19 protein-coding genes are annotated in these 23,119 nt (G+C 59.9%); 6 read left to right on the top strand and 13 right to left on the bottom strand.

Annotation, left to right across the window (positions count from 1 at the left end):
* Positions 1-183: 183 nt before the first annotated feature.
* The 6 genes from iolD to Q1K07_RS19265 form a co-directional block, all read right to left on the bottom strand.
* Positions 184-2,031: a 3D-(3,5/4)-trihydroxycyclohexane-1,2-dione acylhydrolase (decyclizing) gene (gene iolD, locus Q1K07_RS19290; protein WP_300314918.1), complete on the bottom strand. Its 1,848-nt coding sequence runs from the start codon at positions 2,029-2,031 to the stop codon at positions 184-186.
* The gene (gene iolC, locus Q1K07_RS19285; RefSeq protein ID WP_300314915.1) at positions 2,028-3,980 is read right to left on the bottom strand and encodes a 5-dehydro-2-deoxygluconokinase; all 1,953 of its coding nucleotides are present in this window, start codon (positions 3,978-3,980) and stop codon (positions 2,028-2,030) included. Before iolC ends, iolD begins: the two co-directional genes overlap by 4 nt.
* Positions 3,981-4,113: 133 nt before the next feature.
* Complete coding sequence (locus Q1K07_RS19280) at positions 4,114-4,911, bottom strand: TIM barrel protein (protein ID WP_300314913.1); 798 nt, start codon at positions 4,909-4,911, stop codon at positions 4,114-4,116.
* A gap of 109 nt (positions 4,912-5,020) precedes the next feature.
* A complete protein-coding gene (locus Q1K07_RS19275) occupies positions 5,021-5,875 on the bottom strand; it encodes an ATP-binding cassette domain-containing protein (protein ID WP_300314911.1) in 855 nt (284 codons plus the stop codon).
* Between the two features lies 1 nt (position 5,876).
* On the bottom strand, positions 5,877-7,007 hold the full coding sequence (locus Q1K07_RS19270; protein WP_300314909.1) for an ABC transporter permease: 1,131 nt from the start codon (positions 7,005-7,007) through the stop codon (positions 5,877-5,879).
* A gap of 70 nt (positions 7,008-7,077) precedes the next feature.
* A complete protein-coding gene (locus tag Q1K07_RS19265) occupies positions 7,078-8,013 on the bottom strand; it encodes a sugar ABC transporter substrate-binding protein (RefSeq protein WP_300314906.1) in 936 nt (311 codons plus the stop codon).
* 270 nt (positions 8,014-8,283) lie between these two features.
* Here Q1K07_RS19265 and Q1K07_RS19260 point away from each other — a divergent pair, with 270 nt between their 5' ends.
* From Q1K07_RS19260 to Q1K07_RS19235, 6 genes are all read left to right on the top strand, one after another.
* Positions 8,284-9,147, top strand: a complete 864-nt coding sequence (locus Q1K07_RS19260; protein ID WP_300314904.1) for a MurR/RpiR family transcriptional regulator — start codon at positions 8,284-8,286, stop codon at positions 9,145-9,147.
* Between the two features lie 102 nt (positions 9,148-9,249).
* On the top strand, positions 9,250-10,245 hold the full coding sequence (gene iolG, locus Q1K07_RS19255; RefSeq protein WP_300314901.1) for an inositol 2-dehydrogenase: 996 nt from the start codon (positions 9,250-9,252) through the stop codon (positions 10,243-10,245).
* Between the two features lie 60 nt (positions 10,246-10,305).
* A complete protein-coding gene (gene iolB, locus Q1K07_RS19250) occupies positions 10,306-11,109 on the top strand; it encodes a 5-deoxy-glucuronate isomerase (protein ID WP_300314898.1) in 804 nt (267 codons plus the stop codon).
* Between the two features lie 258 nt (positions 11,110-11,367).
* Complete coding sequence (locus Q1K07_RS19245) at positions 11,368-13,557, top strand: OsmC domain/YcaO domain-containing protein (RefSeq protein WP_300314895.1); 2,190 nt, start codon at positions 11,368-11,370, stop codon at positions 13,555-13,557.
* Between the two features lie 403 nt (positions 13,558-13,960).
* Entirely contained in the window at positions 13,961-14,254 is a 294-nt protein-coding gene (locus tag Q1K07_RS19240; RefSeq protein ID WP_300314892.1) for a type II toxin-antitoxin system HigB family toxin, read from the top strand.
* Positions 14,251-14,670, top strand: a complete 420-nt coding sequence (locus tag Q1K07_RS19235) for a transcriptional regulator (RefSeq protein ID WP_300314889.1) — start codon at positions 14,251-14,253, stop codon at positions 14,668-14,670. The genes Q1K07_RS19240 and Q1K07_RS19235 overlap by 4 nt, the downstream gene beginning before the upstream one ends.
* Positions 14,671-14,777: 107 nt before the next feature.
* Here the strand turns inward: Q1K07_RS19235 and Q1K07_RS19230 are convergent, their stop codons facing one another.
* The 7 genes from Q1K07_RS19230 to dctP form a co-directional block, all read right to left on the bottom strand.
* A complete protein-coding gene (locus Q1K07_RS19230; RefSeq protein WP_300314887.1) occupies positions 14,778-15,311 on the bottom strand; it encodes a methylated-DNA--[protein]-cysteine S-methyltransferase in 534 nt (177 codons plus the stop codon).
* A complete protein-coding gene (locus Q1K07_RS19225) occupies positions 15,292-16,728 on the bottom strand; it encodes an Ada metal-binding domain-containing protein (RefSeq protein ID WP_300314884.1) in 1,437 nt (478 codons plus the stop codon). Before Q1K07_RS19225 ends, Q1K07_RS19230 begins: the two co-directional genes overlap by 20 nt.
* 227 nt (positions 16,729-16,955) lie before the next feature.
* Positions 16,956-18,497 carry a malonyl-CoA synthase gene (locus Q1K07_RS19220; RefSeq protein WP_300314882.1) on the bottom strand — a complete coding sequence of 514 codons (1,542 nt, stop codon included), beginning with the start codon at positions 18,495-18,497 and terminating at the stop codon, positions 16,956-16,958.
* On the bottom strand, positions 18,494-19,843 hold the full coding sequence (locus Q1K07_RS19215; protein WP_300314879.1) for a malonyl-CoA decarboxylase: 1,350 nt from the start codon (positions 19,841-19,843) through the stop codon (positions 18,494-18,496). Before Q1K07_RS19215 ends, Q1K07_RS19220 begins: the two co-directional genes overlap by 4 nt.
* Before the next feature lie 119 nt (positions 19,844-19,962).
* Entirely contained in the window at positions 19,963-21,309 is a 1,347-nt protein-coding gene (locus Q1K07_RS19210) for a TRAP transporter large permease (RefSeq protein ID WP_300314876.1), read from the bottom strand.
* A 1-nt stretch (position 21,310) separates the two neighbouring features.
* The gene (locus tag Q1K07_RS19205) at positions 21,311-21,892 is read right to left on the bottom strand and encodes a TRAP transporter small permease (RefSeq protein ID WP_366945096.1); all 582 of its coding nucleotides are present in this window, start codon (positions 21,890-21,892) and stop codon (positions 21,311-21,313) included.
* Between the two features lie 150 nt (positions 21,893-22,042).
* Entirely contained in the window at positions 22,043-23,113 is a 1,071-nt protein-coding gene (dctP, locus tag Q1K07_RS19200; RefSeq protein WP_300314873.1) for a TRAP transporter substrate-binding protein DctP, read from the bottom strand.
* Positions 23,114-23,119 lie beyond the last annotated feature (6 nt).

Genomic DNA, 23,119 nt, shown 5'->3' with positions numbered 1-23,119 from the left:
TTACGAAAACACTGAATAAATTGCTCGCGACATTTATGCAGCGTTCCTTACGGGAAATGATGCGGGCCATATGGTCCGACTCGTTGTTGATGAAAATGTCGTTAGTGAAAACGTCGTGAGGAAACCCCGGATTGTTGGGAAGTCTCTCGGCTCGGCGAGCACAGGTGTCGAATGCCGGGGCCTTTATCGGTGCTGGCGGCGTTTGGCCTCGACATAGCCTTGATATGCGTTCTGCACCTGCTCGCGCCGGGATACCTCCGGTACCGCCACATCCCACCAGGTGCCGCCTTCGGCGGTGCTGGGCAGTGGATCGGTGTCCAGGGCAATCACATAGGTACTGCTGGCCTGGCGGGCGCGATCAAGCGCCTGCTCCAGTTCGGCAATGCCCTGCACAGACTCGGCCTGGCATCCCAGCGCACGGGCGTGGGCGGCGAAATCGACTTTCGGGGCTCCCTCGGGGATGGTGTGGCAGTCGTCCAGCAGATTGTTGAAGCCGGCGCCACCGGTGGCCTGCTGCAGCCGGTTGATACAGCCGAAGCCTCTGTTGTCGAGAACCACTACGACAAGCTTGTGGCCCAGCATGACCGAGGTAGCGAGCTCCGAGTTATGCATCAGATAGGAGCCGTCGCCGACCATCACGAACACCTCCCGCTCCGGCTGGGCCATCTTGACCCCCAGACCACCAGCGATCTCGTATCCCATGCAGGAGTAGCCGTATTCCACGTGGTAGCTGCCCGGGCCGGAGCACTGCCACAGTTTGTGCAGTTCACCCGGCAGGCCTCCGGCGGCGCAGACCACGGTGCCATTCTCGCCGGCCTGGCGGTTCACGGCCCCGATCACCTGAGCATCGCTGGGAAGCTCGCGGCCATCATCTGCTGTCACCCTGGTGACCACGTCGTCCCAGTCCTGCTTGAGTCGGACGGTGCGCTCCCGCCACTCCTGCGAGGATTTCCAGTGCTCGAGTTGAGCACCAAGCAGGGCCAGCCCATCGAACGCATCACCGATCAAGGGCAGGGCGCGATGCTTCTGACTGTCGAAACGCCCCACGTTCAGCGTCACCAGCGTTCGATCGTCATGTTCAAACAGTGCTCTGGAGCCGGTGGTGAAGTCCTGCAGGCGCGTCCCCACGGCGAGGATCACATCCGCCTGTTCGGCAAGGCGGTTGGCGGCTTCACTGCCGGTGACACCAATCGCACCGACAGCGCAGGGGTGGGCAGCGGGGAGGACTCCCTTGCCGGCCTGGGTCTCGGCGACCGGCACATCATGGGCGAGGGCAAAGTCGGCGAGGCGCTGGCAGGCTCCGGCGTAGTGAACCCCGCCTCCGGCGATGATCAGCGGGCGTTCAGCGCGGCTGAGTGCCGCGACGGCTTCCTCGAGTTGGCGAGGGTCCGGTTGGGGACGGCGGATGCGATGTACTCGGGGCTCGAAGAAACTCCGCGGATAATCGTAGGCGAAGGTCTGCACATCCTGAGGCAGCGCCAGTGTTGCCGGGCCACAATGTTCCGGATCGAGCAGTGTGGCCAGAGCTTGAGGAAGGCTGGTCAGAAGCTGCTCCGGCCTTGTGATGCGGTCGAAGTAGCGGGATACGGGCCGGAAGCAATCATTGACCGTTATCGAAGGATCGCCGAAGTGCTCCACCTGCTGGAGCACCGGGTCGGGGTCGCGGGTGGCAAAGGTATCGCCAGGCAACAGCAGAATCGGCAGGCGGTTGGCATGGGCAAGGCCCGCCGCGGTGACCATGTTGGTGGCGCCGGGGCCGATGGAACTGGTGGCCGCCATCATCCGGCGCCGACCGTTGGCCCTGGCAAAGGCGATGGCCGCATGGGCCATGGTCTGTTCGTTGTGGGCCCGCAGGGTGGGGAGCTCATCCCGGGCGTGATACAGCGCCTCGCCGAGACCCGCCACGTTGCCGTGACCGAAGATGGCGAAGACGCCTTCGAACAGTGGAACGTCGGTACCGTCATGCTCAATGCGCTGGGCAGCCAGATACTTGACCAGCGCCTGGGCCATGGTGAGTCGAATGGTGCTCATGACAGGGCTTCCTCGGTGGTGGTCTTGAGGTGGCGCAGTTGTTGCCAGGTGTTGATCAGTTCGGCGTAGTTGCCTGCCACCCGGTCAATCAATCCTGCATCGTCGATATCGCCGGCGAGCCATTCGCGGCAGGGCGCGGCGAACAGGGTGCGGCCGACCGTGAAGCCCTTGCACCAGCGGTGGCGGGCGGCGTCGGCGAAACCGCGCTTCATGTCTTCCATGGGCGCATCCAGTCCCAGCAGCACCACGCCTCGGCAGTGAGGATCCTGTGCTTCGATGGTCTGGCTGACCTCGTGCCAGGCGCTATCCGACAACGGTGGAAGCTTCCACCAGTCGGGGCGGATCCCCAGGTTGTAGAGGCGATGAAGAGAACGCGCCAGGGTGTGGTCATCGACGTTGCTGTGGCTGGGTGGAATCACTTCGATCAGCAGCTCCAACTCGTGTTCACAGGCTGCCTGGTAGAGCTGGCGCAGGTGAGCCTCCTGGTCGAGTCGCATGCTTACCGGGTCATCAGGGTGATAGAACGCCAGGCATTTGATGATGTGCTCACGTGGCCAGTGACGGAGACGGCTGCCAAGGTCGTCGCCGTGCTGGAAGCGCAGCGGACGCGAGCTGGGCAGTTCCACCGGGCGACCGATCCACCAACCCTTGCCGGTGGCGTCGTTGAGGGCATCCTGACCAAAGACATCGTCGACCAGGATGGCTGGCTTGGTGAGGCCGGTACGTCTGGCACCCTCTTCAGCGGCGCGCACCAGCAATTGTTTCAATGCCGGGATGCGGGCCGGGTCGGCATGGACCTCCCGCGCCATGTCGGTGAGCTGACGACGATGATCGAAGGCCAGTCCGCAGACCTCGGGCCAGTCTGCTGGATGGCGGGTGGTGACTCGGTGCAGATGGTTGAGTTGGGCGTCCTGGTCGGGGCGAGGCACCTCGCTGCGACGCGCCAGGTAGTCGAACAGCTCGGCTTCAGTGGGCATGGCCGGGGCACAGCCATGGCGTGAGACCACCAGGGCGCCGCAGGCATTGGCATAGGTGGCGCTGGTCTGCCAGTCCTCGCCGCGCAACCAGCCTCTCAACAACCCGCTCATGAAGGCATCGCCGGCACCCAGCACGTTGAGTACCTCGACCTTGACGCCTTCGACGAGGATGCCGTCCTCGATACGTGCAGGAATCTCGCCTTCGAAGATCACGCAGCCCTGGGCTCCAAGCTTGCACACCAGCGTGGCATCGGTGATCCGACGGACGGCACTCAGGGCCATCAGGGTGTCGGTGCTGCCGCCGGCGATGTGGAACTCTTCCTCGGTGCCGACGATGAGGTCGAAGTCGCCGAGCCAGGCCTGCAGGTCTGCCGTGATCCGGTCGTCGGCGATAAAGCGGGTTTCGCCGTCACCGGGTGAGGTCAGGCCCCACAGCACCGGGCGATAGTCGATATCCAGCACGCGCCTGAGGCCATGCTCGGCGGCGGCGTCCAGCGCCTTGCGACATGCCCTGGCGGTGGTCTCGGTGGACAGGTGAGTCCCGGTAATGGCCAGTGCTTTGGCTCGGGCGATGAAGCTCGGATCGATGGCATCTGCATCGATGGCCATGTCAGCGCAGTCGTGGCGATAGAACAGCAGCGGGAAGCTGTTACGGTCCTTGAGTGCCAGCAGCACCAGGCCGGTATGGCGGTGAGGGTCGGTCTGCAGGGCGCTGGTATCGACACCGACGCGCTGAAGCTCCTCGCGCACGAAGCCGCCCATCTGTTCGTTGCCGACCCGCGACAGCATGGCGGACTTGAGGCCCAGCCGAGCTGTGCCGTAGGCCATGTTGCCCGAGCTGCCGCCCAGATATCTGGCAAAGCTCGAGACATCTTCCAGACGGCTGCCGATCTGTTCGGCATAGAGATCAACGGCGACGCGACCCAGGCAGATCAGGTCCAGCGCGCCGTTGTTGGTGGGTGTTTCTTGCATAGCGTCTCTCCGCATCACGTATCGCCTCGGGCCGTGTTCTTGCACCTGAATTCAACCAGCAGGTTCGTGCAGGACCGCGCGCAACGTTTTGTGCTGATCTGGTTTTTCCAACAAGCGGCTTTCCCAGCAATGGCTACAGGGAGAAGGCATCCTTGAACCGCTGCAGAGCCAATTCATCATCGCCCGACGCCCAGCCTTCGAGCCCCACGGTGCCCCGGTAGCCGATGTCATTGAGCGCCCGAGCGATGGCGGGATAGTGGATCTCACCGCTACCGGGCTCGCAGCGGCCGGGCACATCGGCGACCTGTACCTCGCCGATCCAGGGCGCGCAGCGATGCACGAGATCGACCAGGTTTCCTTCGCCGATCTGGGCGTGATAGAGGTCCAGCATCATGCGCACTTCCGGGCGGTCGACGCTGGCCACCAGTTCCAGTACCTCGTCGGCACGGGCAAATGGCACTCCGGGGTGGTCGACCTGGGTGTTGAGGTTCTCCAGCACGAAGGTGACACCCTGCTCTTGGGCAAGGTCGGCCAGACGCTTGAGCGTGTCGTGGGCACGAATCCACATCGAGCCGGTCAACTGGCTGACGGGCTTGAGCGGCAGCCCCTTGTCATCAAGGCCGGTGCCGTGCAGGTTGAGACGAGGGATGTTCAGTCTCCTGGCCACGCTGATTGACTCACGGGCCGTTTCCACCAGGCGCTCGGCGCCTTCCCGATCCACCAGACTGCCCTCGATATAGCCGGTCATGGAGGAGAAGGTGGCGCCTGTCTGCTCGAGGGCCTGGAGGTCATGGCGAGTCCAGTCCCAGATTTCCACCTGGAAACCCAGCTCATGGATCCTGCGCACCCGCTCGATGATCGGCAGTTCCACAAAGACCATCTCGGCGCAGACCGCCAGAGTGAAAGGAGATGTCGGGTTGCTCTCGCTCATAGAGTCTCCGTCAGACATGGGGTGTGGAAGGGCGCTGACAGCAAGGCGGCGTCACCGTGATTCCGCCTGGTCTCAGACATTTGGGGCTTTGTCATACAGGGCTTTGTCATCATGTGCTGGGAGCCTGGCTCAGCGATGGCGCACTGGCAGCCGATGACTGCTGTTGCTGCCGGTCGCTCTGCTGGAACTCCGCCAGTTCGGCGTCGAGGCTCTCCAGTTCGGCACCGCCGGCCATCATGTTCAGCACTTCCTCGCGACTGATCTCCTCCTTGCGGAAGGTGCCGAGGCTGCCGCCACGTTTCAGCAGGGTGAAGGCATCGGCAACCGGGTAGGCATGATGAACATTGTGGGTGATGAAGATCACCGCCAGCCCATCGGCCCGTGCCTTGGCGATGTAGCGCAGTACCACCGAGGCCTGCTTGACCCCGAGGGCAGACGTTGGCTCATCGAGGATCAGCACTTTGGCGCCGAAGTAGACTGCCCGAGCAATGGCCACACACTGGCGTTCGCCGCCGGACAGCGTGCCCACCGCCTGGCTGGGGTCACGAACGTCGATGCCGATCTTTGCCATCTCCTGCATGGCGATACGATCGGCGCGCTTCCAGTCGATGCGTTTCAGGGGGCCCCAGCCCACTGTGGGCTCCCGGCCCATGAAGAAGTTGCGGGTGATCGACATCAGGGGAATCATCGCCAGGTCCTGGAAGACGGTGGCGATGCCGGCATCCAGGGCATAGGCAGGGGACTTGAAGCGGACGCTCTCACCGTTCAGCAGCAGTTCTCCCTCGGTGGGGCGGTGGACGCCCGAGAGGGTCTTGATCAGGGTCGATTTACCGGCGCCGTTGTCGCCCAGCAGACACATCACTTCGCCGGCATGAACCTGCATCGAGATGTCGCTCAGAGCGATGACGCTACCGAAGTGTTTACTGACGTTGCGCATCTCGATCATGGGGGTACGTTCGCTCATTTCACTTGGCCTCCATTGCCTTCTTGCGCATGAAATTGTTGAACAGCACCGCCACCAGCAACATGGCGCCGAGGAAGACCTGGAACCAGTCGGTGTTCACGCCGGTATAGAAGATGCCCATCTGCACCAGGCCGAAGATCAGTGCGCCGAGCGCTGCTCCGATGGCGGAGCCATAGCCGCCGGTCAGCAGGGCGCCGCCGATGACCACCGCGATGATGGCCTCGAGTTCCTTGAGCAGGCCGCGAATGGTGTCTGCAGAGCCGGTGTCCATCACCTGCAGGCAGGCGAAGACGGTGGCCGAGAGCGCAGTGAACATGAACAGCGAGATCTTCACGCGATGTACGGGAACGCCGGAGTTGCGTGCCGCATTGGCGTCGCCGCCACTGGCGAAGATCCAGTTGCCGTAGGGAGTGCAGAGCAGTACCCAGGTGGCGACGGCGGTAAGTCCCAGCCACCAGACAATGGAAACCGGAATGCCGGTGACCACCGGGTTGCCGGCGAAGTTGGTGGCGATCCACCCCTGGCCGGCCATCCAGGTGAAGAGGCCGGTAGCCACTTCTCCCGAGAACAGCGCGGCAAACCAGTCGCCGTCCATATGATTGTGAATTCCACCGATCTGGGTACGGCCAGTCAGCAGGCGGCTGATGCCGATGGCCATGCCACGCAGAATGAACAGGAATCCCAGGGTGACGATGAAGGATGGTAGCCCGGTTCTGTTGACCAGATTGCCGTTGATCCAGCCCACCAGGGCCGCACAGGAGAAGGCCAGCAGCATTGCTGCCCAGAGCGGCCAGCCATATTCCACAGCGGGAATGGCGATCAGAATACCGGCCAGTCCGATCATCGAGCCAATGGAGAGGTCGAACTCGCCGCCGATCATCAGCAGTGCGGCGGCCGTGGCGATGATCCCCAGTTGGGCAGCTACCTCGAGAAAGTTGACGATGCCCGCCGGGGTGAACATGCCTGTCCCGCTGGCGGAGACAATGAAGAAGGCCAGAACCAGCACGGTGCCGGCCAAAGCGCCCAGTTCGGGGCGGCTCAACGCCTTTTTCCAGAAGGGAACTCGCTGGATGCGCTCATCCTGCGGCTCCGCGACTGGCGTAGAAGATGGGGGAGGTGTATTGGACTGCATGATGGTCGACTCCAGGGCCCGGCAGTTGAGCGCTGGGCCCTTTGGGTAGTGAAAGACTGTTAGTGGATGACTAACGAATACCCTGTTGGCTCAGCTCGATGACCTGGGCGGCATTCTCCTGAGTGACAAATCCGGGGCCGGTCGGTACGTCACCGGCGGGCAGCAGGCCATGTCGGGCGTACTGGTCGAGGAACATCACCGGCAGGTAACCCTGGAGGTACTGCTGCTGGTCGATGGCGAAGTCCAGTTCACCGGCATCCACCGCCTCGAGGATGCTGGGCGAAAGATCGAAGGTGGCAAGGGTGAACATATCGGTGGCGCCCTGGTCGCGCATGGCGCGCAGCATGGGCTCGGAGGCCAGGGTGCCAAGGGTGAGGATGCCTTTCACATCGCGGTTCTGGTTGAGGTAAGCCACGATGGCGTTGCGAATCTCGACCGGGTCATGGGTGGTGGCCAATTGTTCGGCGTTGCCGCCAAAGCCTTCGATAAAGCCGTCACAGCGCTGGTCGAGGCCCTGGTTGCCCTGTTCATGATTGACGCAGAGGCCTTTCTCCACGCCCATTTCCTGCATGCGTTCAGCAGCCTGCTTGCCAGCCTCGTACTCGCTCTGTCCGATATGCAGACGGGCACCGTAATTGCGGGCGACATCACCACCGGAGTTGATGGTGATGACGGGAATGCCGTTGTTCGCGGCGCGCTGAACGATACCGCCCAGCGCATCTTCGTCGGTAAAGGAAACGATCAGACCATCAGGGTTGGACGCGACGGCGGCCTCGACCAGTTGCTGCATCTTGGCCATGTCGAAGGTCGAGGGAGCGCGATACTCCAGCTCGGCACCCACCTGTTCGGCGGCATCCTCGGCACCGTTCTTGACCACCGACCAGAAGGGATCGGAGGGGACGCCGTGTGTGACCATGACAAAGCGGTTGCTGTCCTGCGCCTGTACCGACCCAGCCATCAGGGCAGCAGCGGTCGAGGCGAGTAGCCAGTGAGAAAGACGTGCCATGAGTAGAGTCCTCGTGATTGTCGTTATAAGTGTCGTTGTGGTGTCGAGTGCGCGAAGCGCGCAGGCAGAATGAAATATAGATTCCAATATATGAAAGTTACAGATGAATTGTTCTATACTTTTGTATAAATGGAATGTTTATTCCAATATGGCTAGGCTGTTCGAGGCAGAATCAGGTTTTTCAAGGCTCGGTTTTTTCGAGAGTCAGGAGAGTCGGCTGCTGATGACATGGCATGACATGACATGACAAGCAATGGCGAGGAACTTCCCATGAGTCAGACGCCCCAGAGCTTCGAGGAACTTGAAGCACGTATCACGGCCGACTACCCGTCAATGAGTCGTCGCCTGCAACAGACGGCGCGTTTTCTGCTTGATCATCCTCAGGACGTGGCCTTTGCCACTGTCGCCAGGCTGGCGCAGGACGCTGCAGTGACGCCTTCGACCTTGATCCGGTTTGCCAACAGTTGTGGCTTCAAGGGTTTTTCGGAGATGCAGCAGCTCTTTCGTTCTCGCCTGGTGGATGAATTGCCCAATTACACCGAGCGCATTCGCGCTGTGCGCTCCGCGACCGGTGAGACGCCGGACAGCACTCAACTGCTGTGGGAATTCGCCGAGGCCAATCGCGATGCCCTGGAGCAGTTGCCGGGGCGTATTGATCCCAAGGGGCTGGAGCAGGCGCTGGATATCCTCGATGAGGCCTCCGCCATCCATGTACTTGGCGCTCGGCGCAGCTTCGTCGTGGCGAACTACATGACCTATGCGCTGCACCACATCGAAAAGCCTGCCTTTCTGGTCAACGGGCTGGGGGGGATGTATGGCGAACAGATTCGGGCGATCGGGCAGCAGGATGCCTTGATTGCAGTGAGCTTTTCACCCTATGCCGAGGAAAGCCTTCGAGCGACCGAGCAGGCCAGAAGTCATGGCGTGCCGACAGTGGTGATTACGGATTCGAGCCTCAGCCCGCTGGCGCGCCTTGCCGATGTGGTACTGGTTGTCCATGAGGCAGAGGTCAAGAGTTTCCGAGGGCTGGCTGCCTCGCTTTGCCTGACGCAAAGCCTGGCCATTGCCCTGGGGATGCGCAAGGACAGGGAAAAGGAACAGTCCTCCCGACCCGGGGACGAGGAACGCGCCTGATAGCTTCAACAACAAGCAACATGTACCCGGAACACCATGTATCTGTAATACCAGTGGTACTGACAACAACATCAATCACCAATCGGCTGGAGGAACTATTGCATGAGACTCGCTTTGATCGGTGCCGGACGTATCGGCAAGGTGCATGCTCGAACCATCGACCTCAATCCTGAGGTCACCCTGGCCGCCGTGGCTGATGTCCATGCCGAGGCTGCCGAATCTCTGGCCCGACAGTATGGTGTGCGAGCCATCAGCGCCGATGCCATCTTCGAGGATGACGGCATCGACGCGGTACTGATTGCATCCAGCACGCCGACCCATGCCGACTATCTGGAACGAGCCGCGCAGAGCGGCAAGGCGGTGTTGTGCGAGAAACCGATTGCTCTCGATCTGGCCCGCACCCGCGAGGCGCTGAAGGTGCTGGAGGCACACCCGGTGACCTGTGCGCTGGGCTTCAATCGCCGTCATGACCCACAGTTTGCGGCTCTAAAGCAGGCCGTAGCCGACGGACGCATCGGTAACATGGAGTCATTGATCATCATCAGCCGAGACCCTGCGCCGCCTCCTGCGGAATATGTCAGGGCGTCCGGCGGCCTGTTTCGCGACATGATGATCCATGACTTCGACATGGCCCGCTGGTTGCTCGATGAACCCATCGTTCAGGTACAGGCTCAGGGCAGTTGCCTGATTGACCCGGCGATCGGCGAGGCCGGTGATGTGGACACCGCGATGGTGACGCTGATCACCGCCAGCGGTCGACTGTGTCACATCAGCAATTCACGCCGCGCCTGCTATGGCTATGACCAGCGTATCGAGGCCTTTGGCAGCGCCGGCATGCTGCAGGCCAGCAACGAGACCGAGACTCGTCTGCGCTTCACTGGAGAACCCGGACAGGTAGAGGAAAAGCCCAAGTGGTTCTTCCTCGAACGCTATGCTCAGGCCTACAGCGCCGAGATCACTGATTTCGTCGACGCCTGGCAACAGGGACGTGCTCCCCTTGCCGGTGCTCAGGACGGCCTGGAGGCCCTGCGCCTGGCGGATGCGGCGCAGTTGTCGCTGCAGGAGCAGCGGGCCGTGAACCTTGACGAGATTGCATGACGCTTCACCGCACCATCGATCCCATCCATTTATTCAGCGTTCACTCAAGGGAGGACAGCAATGACTTCGCTACTGGTTCGACCCTCGCCGCCTGATGAGCAGGGGACAGTCCTGGAAGTGACTCCGGAGTCCGCCGGCTGGGAGCATGTCGGCTTCCGTGTGCACAAGCTGGCTCGTGGCCAGTGTCTGGAGCTCAGCACCGGAGGTCGTGAGCATTGTCTGGTGCTGCTTTCCGGCCGTGCAACGGTGAACTGCGGTGAGCAGCGCTGGGAGGATATCGGCGAGCGCATGGACATCTTCGAGCGAGTCCCTCCCTATGCCGTCTACCTGCCGGATGGCGTGAGCTATCGTGTCGAGGCCACTACCGAGCTGGAGCTCGCGGTCTGCAGTGCGCCGGGACACGGTCGCCACCAGCCGCGTCTGATTGCTCCCGATCAGGTGAAGTGCAGTACCCGAGGCAGCGGCACCAACACCCGCCATATTCAGGATATTCTGCCGGAAACCGAACCTGCCGATAGCCTGTTGGTAGTCGAGGTCTATACGCCGGCCGGCAACTGGTCGAGCTATCCGCCCCATAAGCATGACGTGGATAACCTGCCCGAGGAGTCGATCCTCGAGGAGACCTATTACCATCGCCTTGATCCGTCCCAGGGGTTCGCCTTCCAGCGGGTCTATACCGATGATCGTTCGCTGGACGAGACCATGGCGGTGGAGGATGGCTGCTGTGTGATGGTCCCGCGTGGCTATCATCCCGTCGGGGCGCCGCATGGCTATGAGCTCTACTACCTGAATGTGATGGCGGGTCCCAAACGCAAGTGGAAATTCCAGAACGATCCAGCGCATGAGTGGATCGTCAAGCCATAACCCGTTCTCAGGGTGGGGCCGCACCAGCCAGCCAATATAGGCTGGGGCAGTATAAGCGGGAGGGCGCGTGAGACTTCATGCTCGGGGAGTGGTCGATTATCACCATGCCCCCGAGACGGGGCGGGGCAAAAGCTGGATAATGGCGGGCTACGGAAACACGGCAAACATGCCTGAGCGATTCAATCGCCGCTTTTTCCCTGACGTTCGGCTCTCCTGACGCTCAGCAACGCCCAAATTTACACATCCGGTGCACTGCCCATGGAAATCAAGGTCAACTTTCTCGACAACCTTCGGCTTGAAGCGAAGTTTGATGACTTCACTGTCATCACCGATCAGCCGATCCGTTACAAGGGAGATGGCTCGGCGCCGAGTCCGTTCGACTATTTCCTGGCGTCCTCTGCACTGTGTGCGGCCTATTTCGTCAAGGTCTATTGTGTGGCGCGGGATATTCCCACCGAGAATATCCGCCTGTCGCAGAACAACATTGTCGACCCGGAGAACCGCTACAACCAGATCTTCCGGATTCAGGTCGAACTGCCTGAGGATCTTTCCGACAAGGATCGCCAAGGCATTCTGCGTGCGATCGACCGTTGCACGGTCAAGAAGGTGGTGCAGACCGGGCCGGAGTTCCAGATCGAGACCGTCGATAATCTCGACGAGGACGCCCAGGCGCTGCTGCTGGCGGCACCGGAGGACGGCAGCAACACCTGGATCGAAGGCAAGGACCTGCCGCTGGAGCAGACCATTGCCAACATGACCGGCATTCTGGAAGGACTCGGCATGAAGGTCGAGATCGCTTCCTGGCGTAATATCGTGCCGCATGTGTGGTCGCTGCATATTCGCGATGCAGCTTCCCCGATGTGTTTCACCAACGGCAAGGGCGCCACCAAGGAGAGTGCGCTGTGTTCGGCGCTGGGCGAGTTCATCGAGCGTCTGAGCTGCAACTTCTTCTACAACGACCAGTTCTTCGGCGAGGAGATCGCCAATAGCGAATTCGTCCATTATCCCGACGAGGAATGGTTCAAGCCGGGGCCGGATGATGCTCTGCCGGAAGGACTGCTGGACGACTACTGCCTGGACATCTACAACCCGGATGGGGAGCTGTGTGGCTCGCACCTGATCGATACCAATTCGGGTAAGGTGGAGCGCGGTATCGTTGCACTGCCGTTCGTGCGTCAGTCGGATGGCGAGGTGGTCTATTTCCCCTCCAACCTGATCGAGAACCTTTATCTCAGCAATGGCATGAGTGCCGGTAATACTCTGGCCGAGGCTCAGGTGCAGTGCCTGTCGGAAATCTTCGAGCGTGCGGTGAAACGCGAGATCATCGAACAGGAAATCGCGCTGCCGGATGTGCCGCTGGAAGTGCTGCAGCAATATCCCGATATTCTTGAAGGCGTGCAGGCGCTGGAAGCCCAGGGCTTTCCGATCCTGGTCAAGGATGCCTCGCTGGGTGGGCGTTTCCCGGTGGCCTGCGTCACCCTGATGAACCCGAAGACCGGTGGCGTCTTTGCTTCCTTCGGTGCGCACCCGAGCTTCCATGTAGCGCTGGAGCGCAGCCTGACGGAGCTGATGCAGGGCCGCAGCTTCGAAGGGCTGAACGATTTTCAGCCACCGACGTTCAACTCGCTGGCGGTGTCCGAGCCAAACAACTTCGTTGAGCACTTCATCGATTCTTCCGGCGTGGTGTCCTGGCGTTTCTTCAGTTCGAAGCACGACTTCGAGTTCTGCGAGTGGGACTTCTCGGGCACCAATGACGAGGAAGCCAGCGCCTTGATGGGGATCCTGGAGGAGCTGGGGCTGGAGGCCTACATGGCTGTCCACTCGGACCTGGGCGCACCGGTATGTCGTATCCTGGTGCCCGGGTATTCCGAGGTCTACCCGGTGGAGGACCTGATCTGGGACAACACCAACATGGCCCTGGATTACCGTGAAGATATCCTCACTATCCACTCGCTGAGTGATGAGCAACTCGCCGATCTGCTCGAACGCCTGGAAGAAAGCCAGATCGATGAGCACATGGATATCATCACCCTGATCGGCATCGAGTTCGACGAGAACACGGTATGGGGGCAACTCACCATTCTCGAGCTGAAACTGCTGATTCACCTAGCGCTGCAGCAGCACGAAGAAGCGCTGGAAAGGGTCCAGATGTTCCTGCAGTACAACGACAACACGGTCGAGCGCGGCCTGTTCTATCAAGCCATGCAGGCAGCTCTCGAGATCGTCATCGACGATGAACTCGAACTGGACGACTATCTTTTCAACCTTGAGCGAATGTTCGGCAAGGACACCATGCAGACCGTGGTGGGTGCAGTGAATGGCGAAGTACGCTTCCCAGGCCTGACCCCGACCAGCATGCAACTGGAAGGACTGGACAAGCACCAGCGCCTGATCGAGAGCTACAAGAAACTGCACGCAGCACGTGCCGCACATGCCGGTAAGTCCTGATCACTGGAAATACACATGAATGGCGCGAGGCTGTGTCGACAATCTATGCCGCACAGCCTCGGCAGCATTCAAGGCTGATACCAGGGAAGATTATGCCCCAAATCCTGACCCTTTTTTCAGCAGTCATTTTCGGTTGTTGAAAAACAATGGGTTAGGAGCCTGTGTCAAAAAAGGGTGAATGCCATAAAGTTCATGCTTGTTGCATAGAAATCAACTTGTTAGCAGAATGTTGCCCTAGTTCACTGCCGGATAGGCAGCTCAGAAATGGGTAGCATTTAGATCGAGAAGGTATTCATCGTTCACTGCCGCACAGGCAGCTCAGAAATTAAAAGGCTGGCTATAGCAAATTGCTATTAATAGCAATTTGCTATACGCTTTCCTTGTCAAAACAGGGAAGGTTTCCATGCACATCGTCACGCAGAAGCGCATCTGGGAAGCCATGGAGAGGTGGCCACATGCGGCGACGGCTCTGAACTCATGGTATCGGCTCATGAAAACCTCCGAGCCTAAGGACTTCGCTGCAATGAAGGGCATTTTCCCTGCTGCTGACAAGGTAGGGAGTTATCACGTATTTGATATTGGTGGTAACAAGATCAGGCTGATTGCCACTGTGCACTACCGGGCCAAGAGAGTGTTCATTCGCTACATTCTCGACCATGCCGAGTACGACAAAGGAAAGTGGAGGAGTGACCCATGAATGCCATTCTTGATCAGGCTGCTGCACACTGGGCACACATTGCTCCACTGCTCGCAGAGCCACGTGATGAAGAGGACTATGATGCCAAGGTAGCGGCCCTGGATGAACTGCTTGAGATGGTTGGTGATGATGAGGATCATCCATTGGCCAGCCTGGCGCTGCGGCTTGGTGATGTCATTGAGGCATATGATGAGGCTAATCGCCCCATTCCGCAGGCATCCGGTGTGGAAGTCTTGCGCTATCTCATGATTGAACACAGCATCACGCAGAGCGACTTACCTGAGGTGGGTGCTCAATCGGTTGTGTCTGCGATTCTCTCCGGTAAACGCCAATTGAACTGGCGTCAGGTATGCGAACTTTCTGAGCGATTTGGAGTGTCTGCCGATGCCTTCCGCAGCATCCCAGAAAGCAGGTAAAAAGCCTGGGATCGGCCGCCATTCAGGCACGGTCTGCCATTCGGGCAATTCAACAAAAGAGGACATCTGAATTCAGATGTCCTCTTTTGCTTTCTGGCCTGGGTTCATCAACACAACCCCAGCGGCACTTCTCCAGCTTCGAAGGCGAGCAGCCATTGCTTGCGGCCGATGCCGCCGGCGTAGCCGGTGAGGCGACCGTCGCTGCCGATGACGCGGTGGCAGGGTACGACGATGGCAATGGGGTTGCGGCCATTGGCCATGCCGATGGCGCGTTGGGCGCCTTTGCGGCCAAGTCCTTCGGCAATTTCGGCGTAACTGCGGGTTTCGCCGTAGGGAATGGTGGTCAGGGCCTGCCATACCTGGCGCTGGAAGTCGGTTCCGGCGGCGTCCAGGCTGAGGTCGAAGTCCTTTCTGTTGCCTTGAAAATATTCGCCAAGTTGCGTCTTGCAGGTTTCGGTATGTTCGTTGGGGCGAGGGGATAGGGCTTGAACATGCTCTTCGTCGGTAAAGTCCAGATGTACGATGCCGTTGTCGCTGGCGGCGATGACCAAGCAGCCCAGCGCAGCGGTTTCAGGAGGATAGTAGATATCGAGACCGGCGCATTGGTTCAGCATGTCGTATTCAGCGGACTTGATGCTCATGATCGAGATTCCATAGTTGAAGTAGCAGGTAACTGCGCCATGGTGTGGCACTTTCCGGATCGACGGAAGGCAGCTGTCTCAAGGCACGCTTCACCCCGGCATCGCCCGGGAGCCAGACATCGGGATCCGAGTCGCCGCGCAGGCGGGCGTAGTCGCGAGTCCAGGGGCCGATACCCGAAATGCTCTCGCTATCTCGCTCATTCATGATCGCGGTGGCCAGGTCTTTCAGGGTCTGGCGGCGGCGTTGTGGCATGCCGAGAAATGCCAGGTCGTCCTGGGCAATGGCGCTGGGTGTGGGGAAATAACGACCACCGTCGCTGGCGGGTTCGCCCAGGGTATTCACCAGCGTCTGGGTCAGGCGTCGTGCTGCGACGATGCTGACCTGCTGTCCGAGAATGGCACGTATCCTGGCTTCGAAAGGCGACCAGATACCGGGCAGGCGCAATCCACTCACCAGGGATGGCTTGGCTAGCCCATCTGTTGCCGAACGCTCAATAGCTGGCTCGATGGCGGTTGCGATAACCTCGGGGTCTGCATCCAGGTCGAGGATACGGCGGATATTGGCGACGATGGGAGCCAGTTGACGCAGGTCATCCAGTGTCAGCTCGACACGCATGGCATGACATCCATTGCGCTGGCCTGGTTCATTGTTTGGCCCAGGCTCATCGAAATAGGCCGTGAATTTTCCCGAAGCGTTACCCCATTGGAAATGCCGCCCCAGATAATTGTCGCCAACCCACTCCAGTCCTTCGATCGAACGTTGGGCATAGAAATCGCGCAAGGTTTTCCAGGCGTAGGGTGGTCGATAGCTGAGCTTGAGCTCGATGCCTGGCGTGTCGTGTGTTTTCAATTGTCGGCGCACTTCCCGTGGGGACAGGCCAATGCGTGAATGAAAGGTGTCATTGAAGCGACGCACACTGGAAAAGCCACTGGCAAAGGCAATCTCGGTGATGGGCAATTGAGTTTCATGCAGCAATTGCTTGGCGAACAGGCACTGACGATGCAGCGCATACGATTTTGGGGAGACACCGAAGCGGCGCTGGAACAGCCCGCGCAGGTGACGTTCCCCTATCCCGAGGCGCTCGGCCAGTTGGGTCATGTTGCCATCCGTCAGTGCTCCTTCATCGATCAGGCGCAATGCACGGCGGAGTGTCGTATCGGTGCCGCGCCAGGCCGGTGAGCCCGGCGCGCTGTCGGGGCGGCAGCGCAGGCAGGGGCGAAAGCCGGCTTCTGCGGCGGCGAACGCCGTATCGAAGTAACGCACGTTGCGCTCCAGGGGCGCTTTCGCCGGGCAGATAGGGCGGCAATAGATGCCGGTCGTGACTACCGCGACGAAAAAGCGTCCATCGAAGCGAGCATCCCTGGCCAGTCGAGCGCGTCGACATTGATCGGGGGCCAGGGCGATCGAGGAAGACATAAAAGTGCCTCCAGATACGTGATTCTGATAGCCGTGTTCTGATAGCAGTGTATCCCGCTACGCTGGCAAGACTAGCCGGAATCGGAACTGAATCGCTAAAGGCAGTGGTTCGTATAGTGACGACACCGGTACTGAACTACACCTTCATTCCATCAAGGCGAGGGGGAGTGAAGCGCTCTATATGAAATGCCCTATAGAGCGCTGTGCGATGGGCATCAAGACAGGGCTTATTGATAGGTTGCCTTGAACTGTTCGCGCAACTGATTCTTCTGCACCTTGCCCATGGTATTGCGCGGCAGGCTGTCGACAAAGAACACCCGCTTGGGCTGCTTGTACTTGGCCAGCTTGTTGGCCAGAGCCGCGATGATGGCATCTTCCTGAAGTGCTGCGCCTTCCTCGGCAACGACGACGGCAGTGACGCCTTCGCCAAAATCCGGGTGGGGCAAGCCAATGACGGCGGACTCCACCACACCCTTCATTTCGTCGATATGACTTTCCACTTCCTTGGGGTAGACGTTGTAGCCGCCGGAGATCACCAGGTCCTTGTCGCGACCGACGATCTGTACATAGCCGCGTTCGTCGATCAGGGCCAGGTCACCGGTAATGAAGAAACCGTCTTCCAGCAGCTCTTCCCGGGTCTTTTCCGGCATGCGCCAATAGCCCTTGAACACATTGGGACCACGCACTTCGAGCATGCCGATCTGGCCCTGGGGCAAAGGTTCATGGTGCCCGCTGTCGCGCTCGGTGATGCGAACTTCCACCCCCGGCAATGGCATGCCGACAGTACCGGCAATGCGTTCGCCATCATAAGGGTTGGAGGTGTTCATGTTGGTTTCGGTCATGCCATAGCGCTCGAGAATGGCGTGACCTGTAGCGGCTTCGAAATCCTGGTGGGTTTCTGCCGTCAATGGTGCTGAACCCGAGGTGAACAGGCGCATATTGGCGCAGGCTTCGCGGGTCAGGCGCGGATCCTTGAGCAGACGGGTATAGAAGGTCGGAACGCCCATCATGGTTGTGCCTTCGGCCAATTCCTCGAAGATCTCGTCGACGTCGAACTTGGGCAGGAAGCGCATGCTGGCCCCGGCCATCAGAATGACGTTACAGGCAACGAACAGGCCATGGGTATGAAAGATGGGCAGGGCATGGATCAGGCGATCCTGCTCGGTGAAACGCCAGGCTTCGACCAGTGATGCTGCATTGGAGCCCAGGTTGGCATGGGTCAGCATGGCGCCCTTGGAACGGCCGGTAGTGCCTGAGGTATATAGAATCGCCGCCAGGTCATCGCTGGCGCGAGGGATGATGGTGTCGTGCGCTGTGGCCTGGGCCGTTGCCTCCATCAGGCTGCCATCAGCCGCTGTGCCAAGGGTTTCGACGCGCACATCGCCGCACGCGGCAGCCACCGCGCGGGCGGCCTCCAGGGCTGCTGGACGGCATACGAACAAGGCCGGTTCGGCATCGCCGAGAAAGTAGCGGATTTCCTCGGCGGTATAACCGGTATTGAGCGGTAGGTAGACACCACCGACCTTGAGACAGGCCAGATACAGCAGAATCGCCTCGGGGCTCTTGTCGACCTGAACGGCAACCCGGTCGCCGGGAGTGACGCCCATGGCCACAAGGGCACCGGCCAGTCTGGCGCTGACATCGAGGGCATCGGCATAGGAATAGTCGCGACCTTCCCTTGTCGTGATGTCTTTCCTTGTCGTAATAAAAGGAGCCTGGCCTCGGGCTGCCATACGTCGTTCGAAAGTCGCAAAGAGATTGTGGTTCATGTAACGGGTTCTCCCTTGAGATGCTTGCGCGCGCGACGGCTGAGGTCACGTACCGTCGACGAGCAGACCACCTTGCCATCGGTGGTGTATTGCTCGTGATTGCGTTCGATGTCGTCAAGTACATAGAGGTAATTGACCATCAGGCCTGCGCCATGGGTGATGCCTTTGTGCGATACATCGCCTGGCCAGTTGATACGGTGCAGCTGTGCGCCGTTGCCCAGGTGGAAGCGGGCGACAGGATTGAGCGGCAGACCATGAGAGTTGCGCTGCTTGGTCAGATAGTAAGCCGCCAGGGGGCGAATCACGTCACCCAGAGCCTTGAGGCGCTCGTCGTCCTGTTGCCAGCCATCCTGGTCGAGATCATCAAGGACGTGGTGGATCTCTTCGTTGAATCGTTTTTCCTCACGCTGCTGATCAAGCCAGGCACGAAAGCCCGGCACGGGGGACAGGGTGACGAAGTGCTTGAGTCCGGGCAGTTCACTGCTCAGTTCCTGGACTACCTGCTTGATCAGGAAATTGCCGAAGGAGATACCGCGCAACCCCATCTGGCAATTGCTGATGCCGAAGAAGGCCGCCGTGTCGGCATCTTCGGCATCAATGGCGGCGTGATTGGCATCGAGTATCGGCTGGATACGGTCCGGCAGGCCCTTGGTCAGGGCCACCTCGACAAAGATCAGGGGCTCATCGCCAGTCGCTGGGTGGAAGAAGGCAAAGCAACGTCGGTCACGGGCATCCAGGCGGCGGCGTAGATCATTCCAGTCGCAGATTTCATGGACGGCCTCATAGTGGATGATCTTTTCCAGAATGGCTGCAGGTGTGTTCCAGTCGATGCGCTTGAGCACCAGGAAGCCACGATTGAACCAGGAAGTGAACAAGTGAATGAAGTCTGCATCCAATGGGCTCAGCTCTGGTTCAGCACGAATCAGGGAGAGCAGGTCCGCGTGCATGCGCACCAGGTCGTAGGTGCCGCCTGCCGTGAGATTGAGACGACGCAGCAGTTCCTGGCGTTGAGGTTCGCTGGCCTCATTCAGGTGTTGTAATTCGGTATTGCCGCGAGTGGCCTTGTAGGCTTCGTAGGCGGCATCGACGGCAGAAGGGTCGGCGGCAAAATCCTCGGTCAGGCAGCGGAAGAAACGGCTCTTGCCATCGTCGTCGAGCTGGGCGTAGCCATTCAGAGCCTGGCTGGCCAGGTTGATGCTGGAAGCTTCACCATCGCTGTCAAGCAAGCGGCGGCAGGCCTCCACGACTTGGTGATGATGAATGGCTCCTGTGCTTCCACGTCGTCGGAGAAGCGCGTCGCGCTGGGTAATGTTGCTGAGCAGCTCCTGAAGAAAGCTGAAGTTCATGGTATCTGGCTCCTTGGCTTTGCTGTGTCTCTGTCATGATTCTGGCTCCTGGCTTTATTCCGTCTCCTTTCCTCAATCAGTTCCTTTCCCCATCCGGAGCATTGGCGGCACCGGGCGGCTCAACCGCCGGCGCCCATGATCAGGTCTGGCAACCACAGGGCGATGCCCGGGAAGAAACACAGCAGGATGATGCCGAGCACCATGCACAGGGCATAGGGCAGGCTGCCCAGCAGAATGTCGCGCAGGGAAATATCGGGCGCGATTCCCTTGATGATGAACAGGTTGAGCCCTACCGGCGGGGTGATCAGTCCGATTTCCAGGTTGATGGTCAGGATCACGGCGAACCAGTAAGGGTCGAAGTTGGCCGCGACGATGATCGGCAACAGAATGGGGGCCGTCATCACGATCACAGCGACGGGCGGCAGAAAGAAGCCTGCGACCAGCAGAAACACGTTGATGAGTGCCATCAGCACCCAACGATTGACCTCGAGCGAGGCAATTGCTTCGGCCACGGTCTGGGTGATGAAGAGTGACGACAGGGTATAGGCGAAGATTTCGGCACAGGCGATGATCAACATGATCATCACACTTTCACGCAGGGCATCGCGCATGATGCCGCTCAGTGGCTTCACCTGCCACATGCGGTAGACCAGGATGGCCAGTGCCAGACACAGAAAGGCCCCGGCACCTGCTGCTTCCGATGGCGTGGCGACGCCGCCGTACAGGGCGAACAGGATCAACATCACCACGACCAGGAAAGGCAGCACGCGCACCAGCGCCTTGAGGTTCCCCTCCACATTGTCCTGCAGGTGATTCTTGAGTCGAGAGGCGGCCTCCATTGTGGCGCTGGGTGCGCCATAACCCCCCATGCGACAGGCAATCAGCGTCCAGATCATGAACAGCAACGCCAGCATGATGCCGGGCACGGCCCCGGCAATGAACAGGCGGCCGATGGACGTTTCCGTGGATATGCCATAGACAATCATGGTTACCGAAGGCGGAATCAGGATGCCCAGGGTGCCGCCTGCCGCGATGCTGCCGGCCGCCACACCATCGGGATAGCCGCGTTTGCGCATTTCCGGAATGCCCAGCTTGCCGATGGCGGCACTGGTCGCGGGTGAGGAGCCGGAGAGTGCAGCAAAGATCGAGCAGGCTCCGATATTGGAAATTGCCAAACCACCTGGCACCTTGCCCAGCCACAGATCGAGCGACCGATAGAGATCACGCCCGGTGGGAGAGGAGGCAACGGCGGCCCCCATCAGGATGAACATGGGGATGGCCACAAAACTGAAGGAAGCCAGGCTGCCGTAGAAGGTTTCGCCGAAATAGGTCAGTTCACCCATGCCGCGGGTCATGACCAGGGCGGTCAGGGACACACCGCCCAAGGCGAAGGCGATCGGCGTGCCAATGGCCATCAGCAGGAACAATACGACAACGATGAAGATACCGCTGGTCACTGGGTCCATGTCATCGTGCCTCCTTGTCTGTGATGGATGGCAAGAGCCTGACACGTGCAATCTCCGCGAGATACTGGGTCACGAGCAACGTTGCGCCCAGGGCAATGGGCAATAATGCTGGCCAAAGCGGGGGATTCCACACCGTGCCGGTGGTCCAGCCTGCGTGCCAGGCTTCGAGAAGATACCGCCAGGCGCCATAGGCCAGGGCAATGCAGAACCCCAGGCCGACCAGTGAAGCGATCAGGTTCATGACGAAGCGAGGTAATGGCGGCAGAATGTCAGGCAGGGCGGTGACCGCCACATGACCACCTGTCAGCAGCACGTAGGGAGCCCCCAGCAGCATGGCAGCGGAAATGGAAAAGACACAGAACTCGGTCTGCCAACTGGTGCTTGCGCCCAGTATGTAGCGGACGAAGATCATGTGGCAGACCGCCAGTACACCAAGGCCCAGCAGGGTTGCGGCCAGGACCGCTGCCGCAATCGACAGACGGTCCATCAGGCGGCAATAGGCATTGATCAGACGACACTCACGGGACTGCCCGTGACCGCCGGGATGTGTCGACTGGGCATGGCCAGAGGTGGAGTGGGACATGCAACCTCCGTAGGTAGCAGCGGCAAGGCTCCAGGGCGAAACCGCTGACAAACTATGACTCATGACCATTGTCAGCAGCCTCGGGCAGGAGCCTGCTTCTTGTCGGTGGGCTGACAGCAAGTCGTGCCAGAGGCTGCCAACCCTGTGGTGTCACTCCACCGCCAGTGCGGCGTCGATCAGTGCCTGGCCATTGTCGACGTTCTCGGCAAAATTCTTGTAGGCACTCTGCTGAGCGATATCGAGCCAGCTTTGGTAATCCTCGGGCGACATTTCCACCACTTCGACACCATTTTCCTTGAACACATCGATCATTTTCTGATCGAGCTCCGCTGCCTGTTCAGAGAAATAGGCTTCGGCCTTCTCGCCGGCGTCGATCAGTGCCTGCTGTTGTGCTTCGTCGAGCCGACTCCAGCTTTGCTCGGAAATCAGAATGGGTTCGTACATGAACCATAGCGCGTTCTCGCCGGGTGCCGTCAGACAGGTAGCTTGCTCATAGAGGCGATAGGAGACGAAAGAACCAGACGATGTGTTGGCGGCGTCCAGCACGCCGGTTTGCATCGCGGTATAGATTTCGGAAGAAGGCATCGAAGAAATGGAGGCTCCGGCAGCGCTCAGCATATCCTCGAAGGCAGGGCCCGCAGCACGCAGTGTCTGGCCTTTCACGCTATCCGGCGAGGTGATGCACTGCTTGCTGGAGGCGAATCCTCCGGCCAGCCAGGCGTCGGCCAGGACCCGGGCGCCGGCATCCTGAATCACTTCCTTGATCATGCCCATGAATTCAGAGTCGTTGAGACGCTCGGCACGCTCATGACTCCTCACCAGGCCCGGCATCAGGGTGGCGGAGAACTCTGGATGCCGGCCGCTGGCATAGTCCAAGGGTAATGACGTCATGTCCAGGCGGCCACGTACCAACGCGCTCCATTGCTCATTGGCCTTGAACAGTGACTGACCGGGATACACCTGCAACTTGAGATCGACATCGGCGGCTGCGACTTCCTTGGCCATCAACTGGACCATTTCGTCGCGGACATCGCCTTTGCCACCGGGAAACTGGTGGGAGACACGCAGTACCGTCTCTGCTGTGGCAAGGGCAGGGGCTGTCAATGCCAAGCCCGCAATGATCAAGATAGAAATGGCCGAGGTAGCAGAGGTTGAGACAGAAGTGGTTGAGACAGACGTGGTTGAGATAGCTGCGGTTGGGATAGGAGCTTGGCGTTTCATCGGAGT

Source organism: Halomonas sp., from assembly GCF_029263665.1.
In the GTDB taxonomy this organism is placed as follows: Bacteria; Pseudomonadota; Gammaproteobacteria; order Pseudomonadales; family Halomonadaceae; genus Halomonas.
Note: the sequence above shows the minus strand (reverse complement) of the source record. Positions and strands in the feature narration are given on the sequence as shown.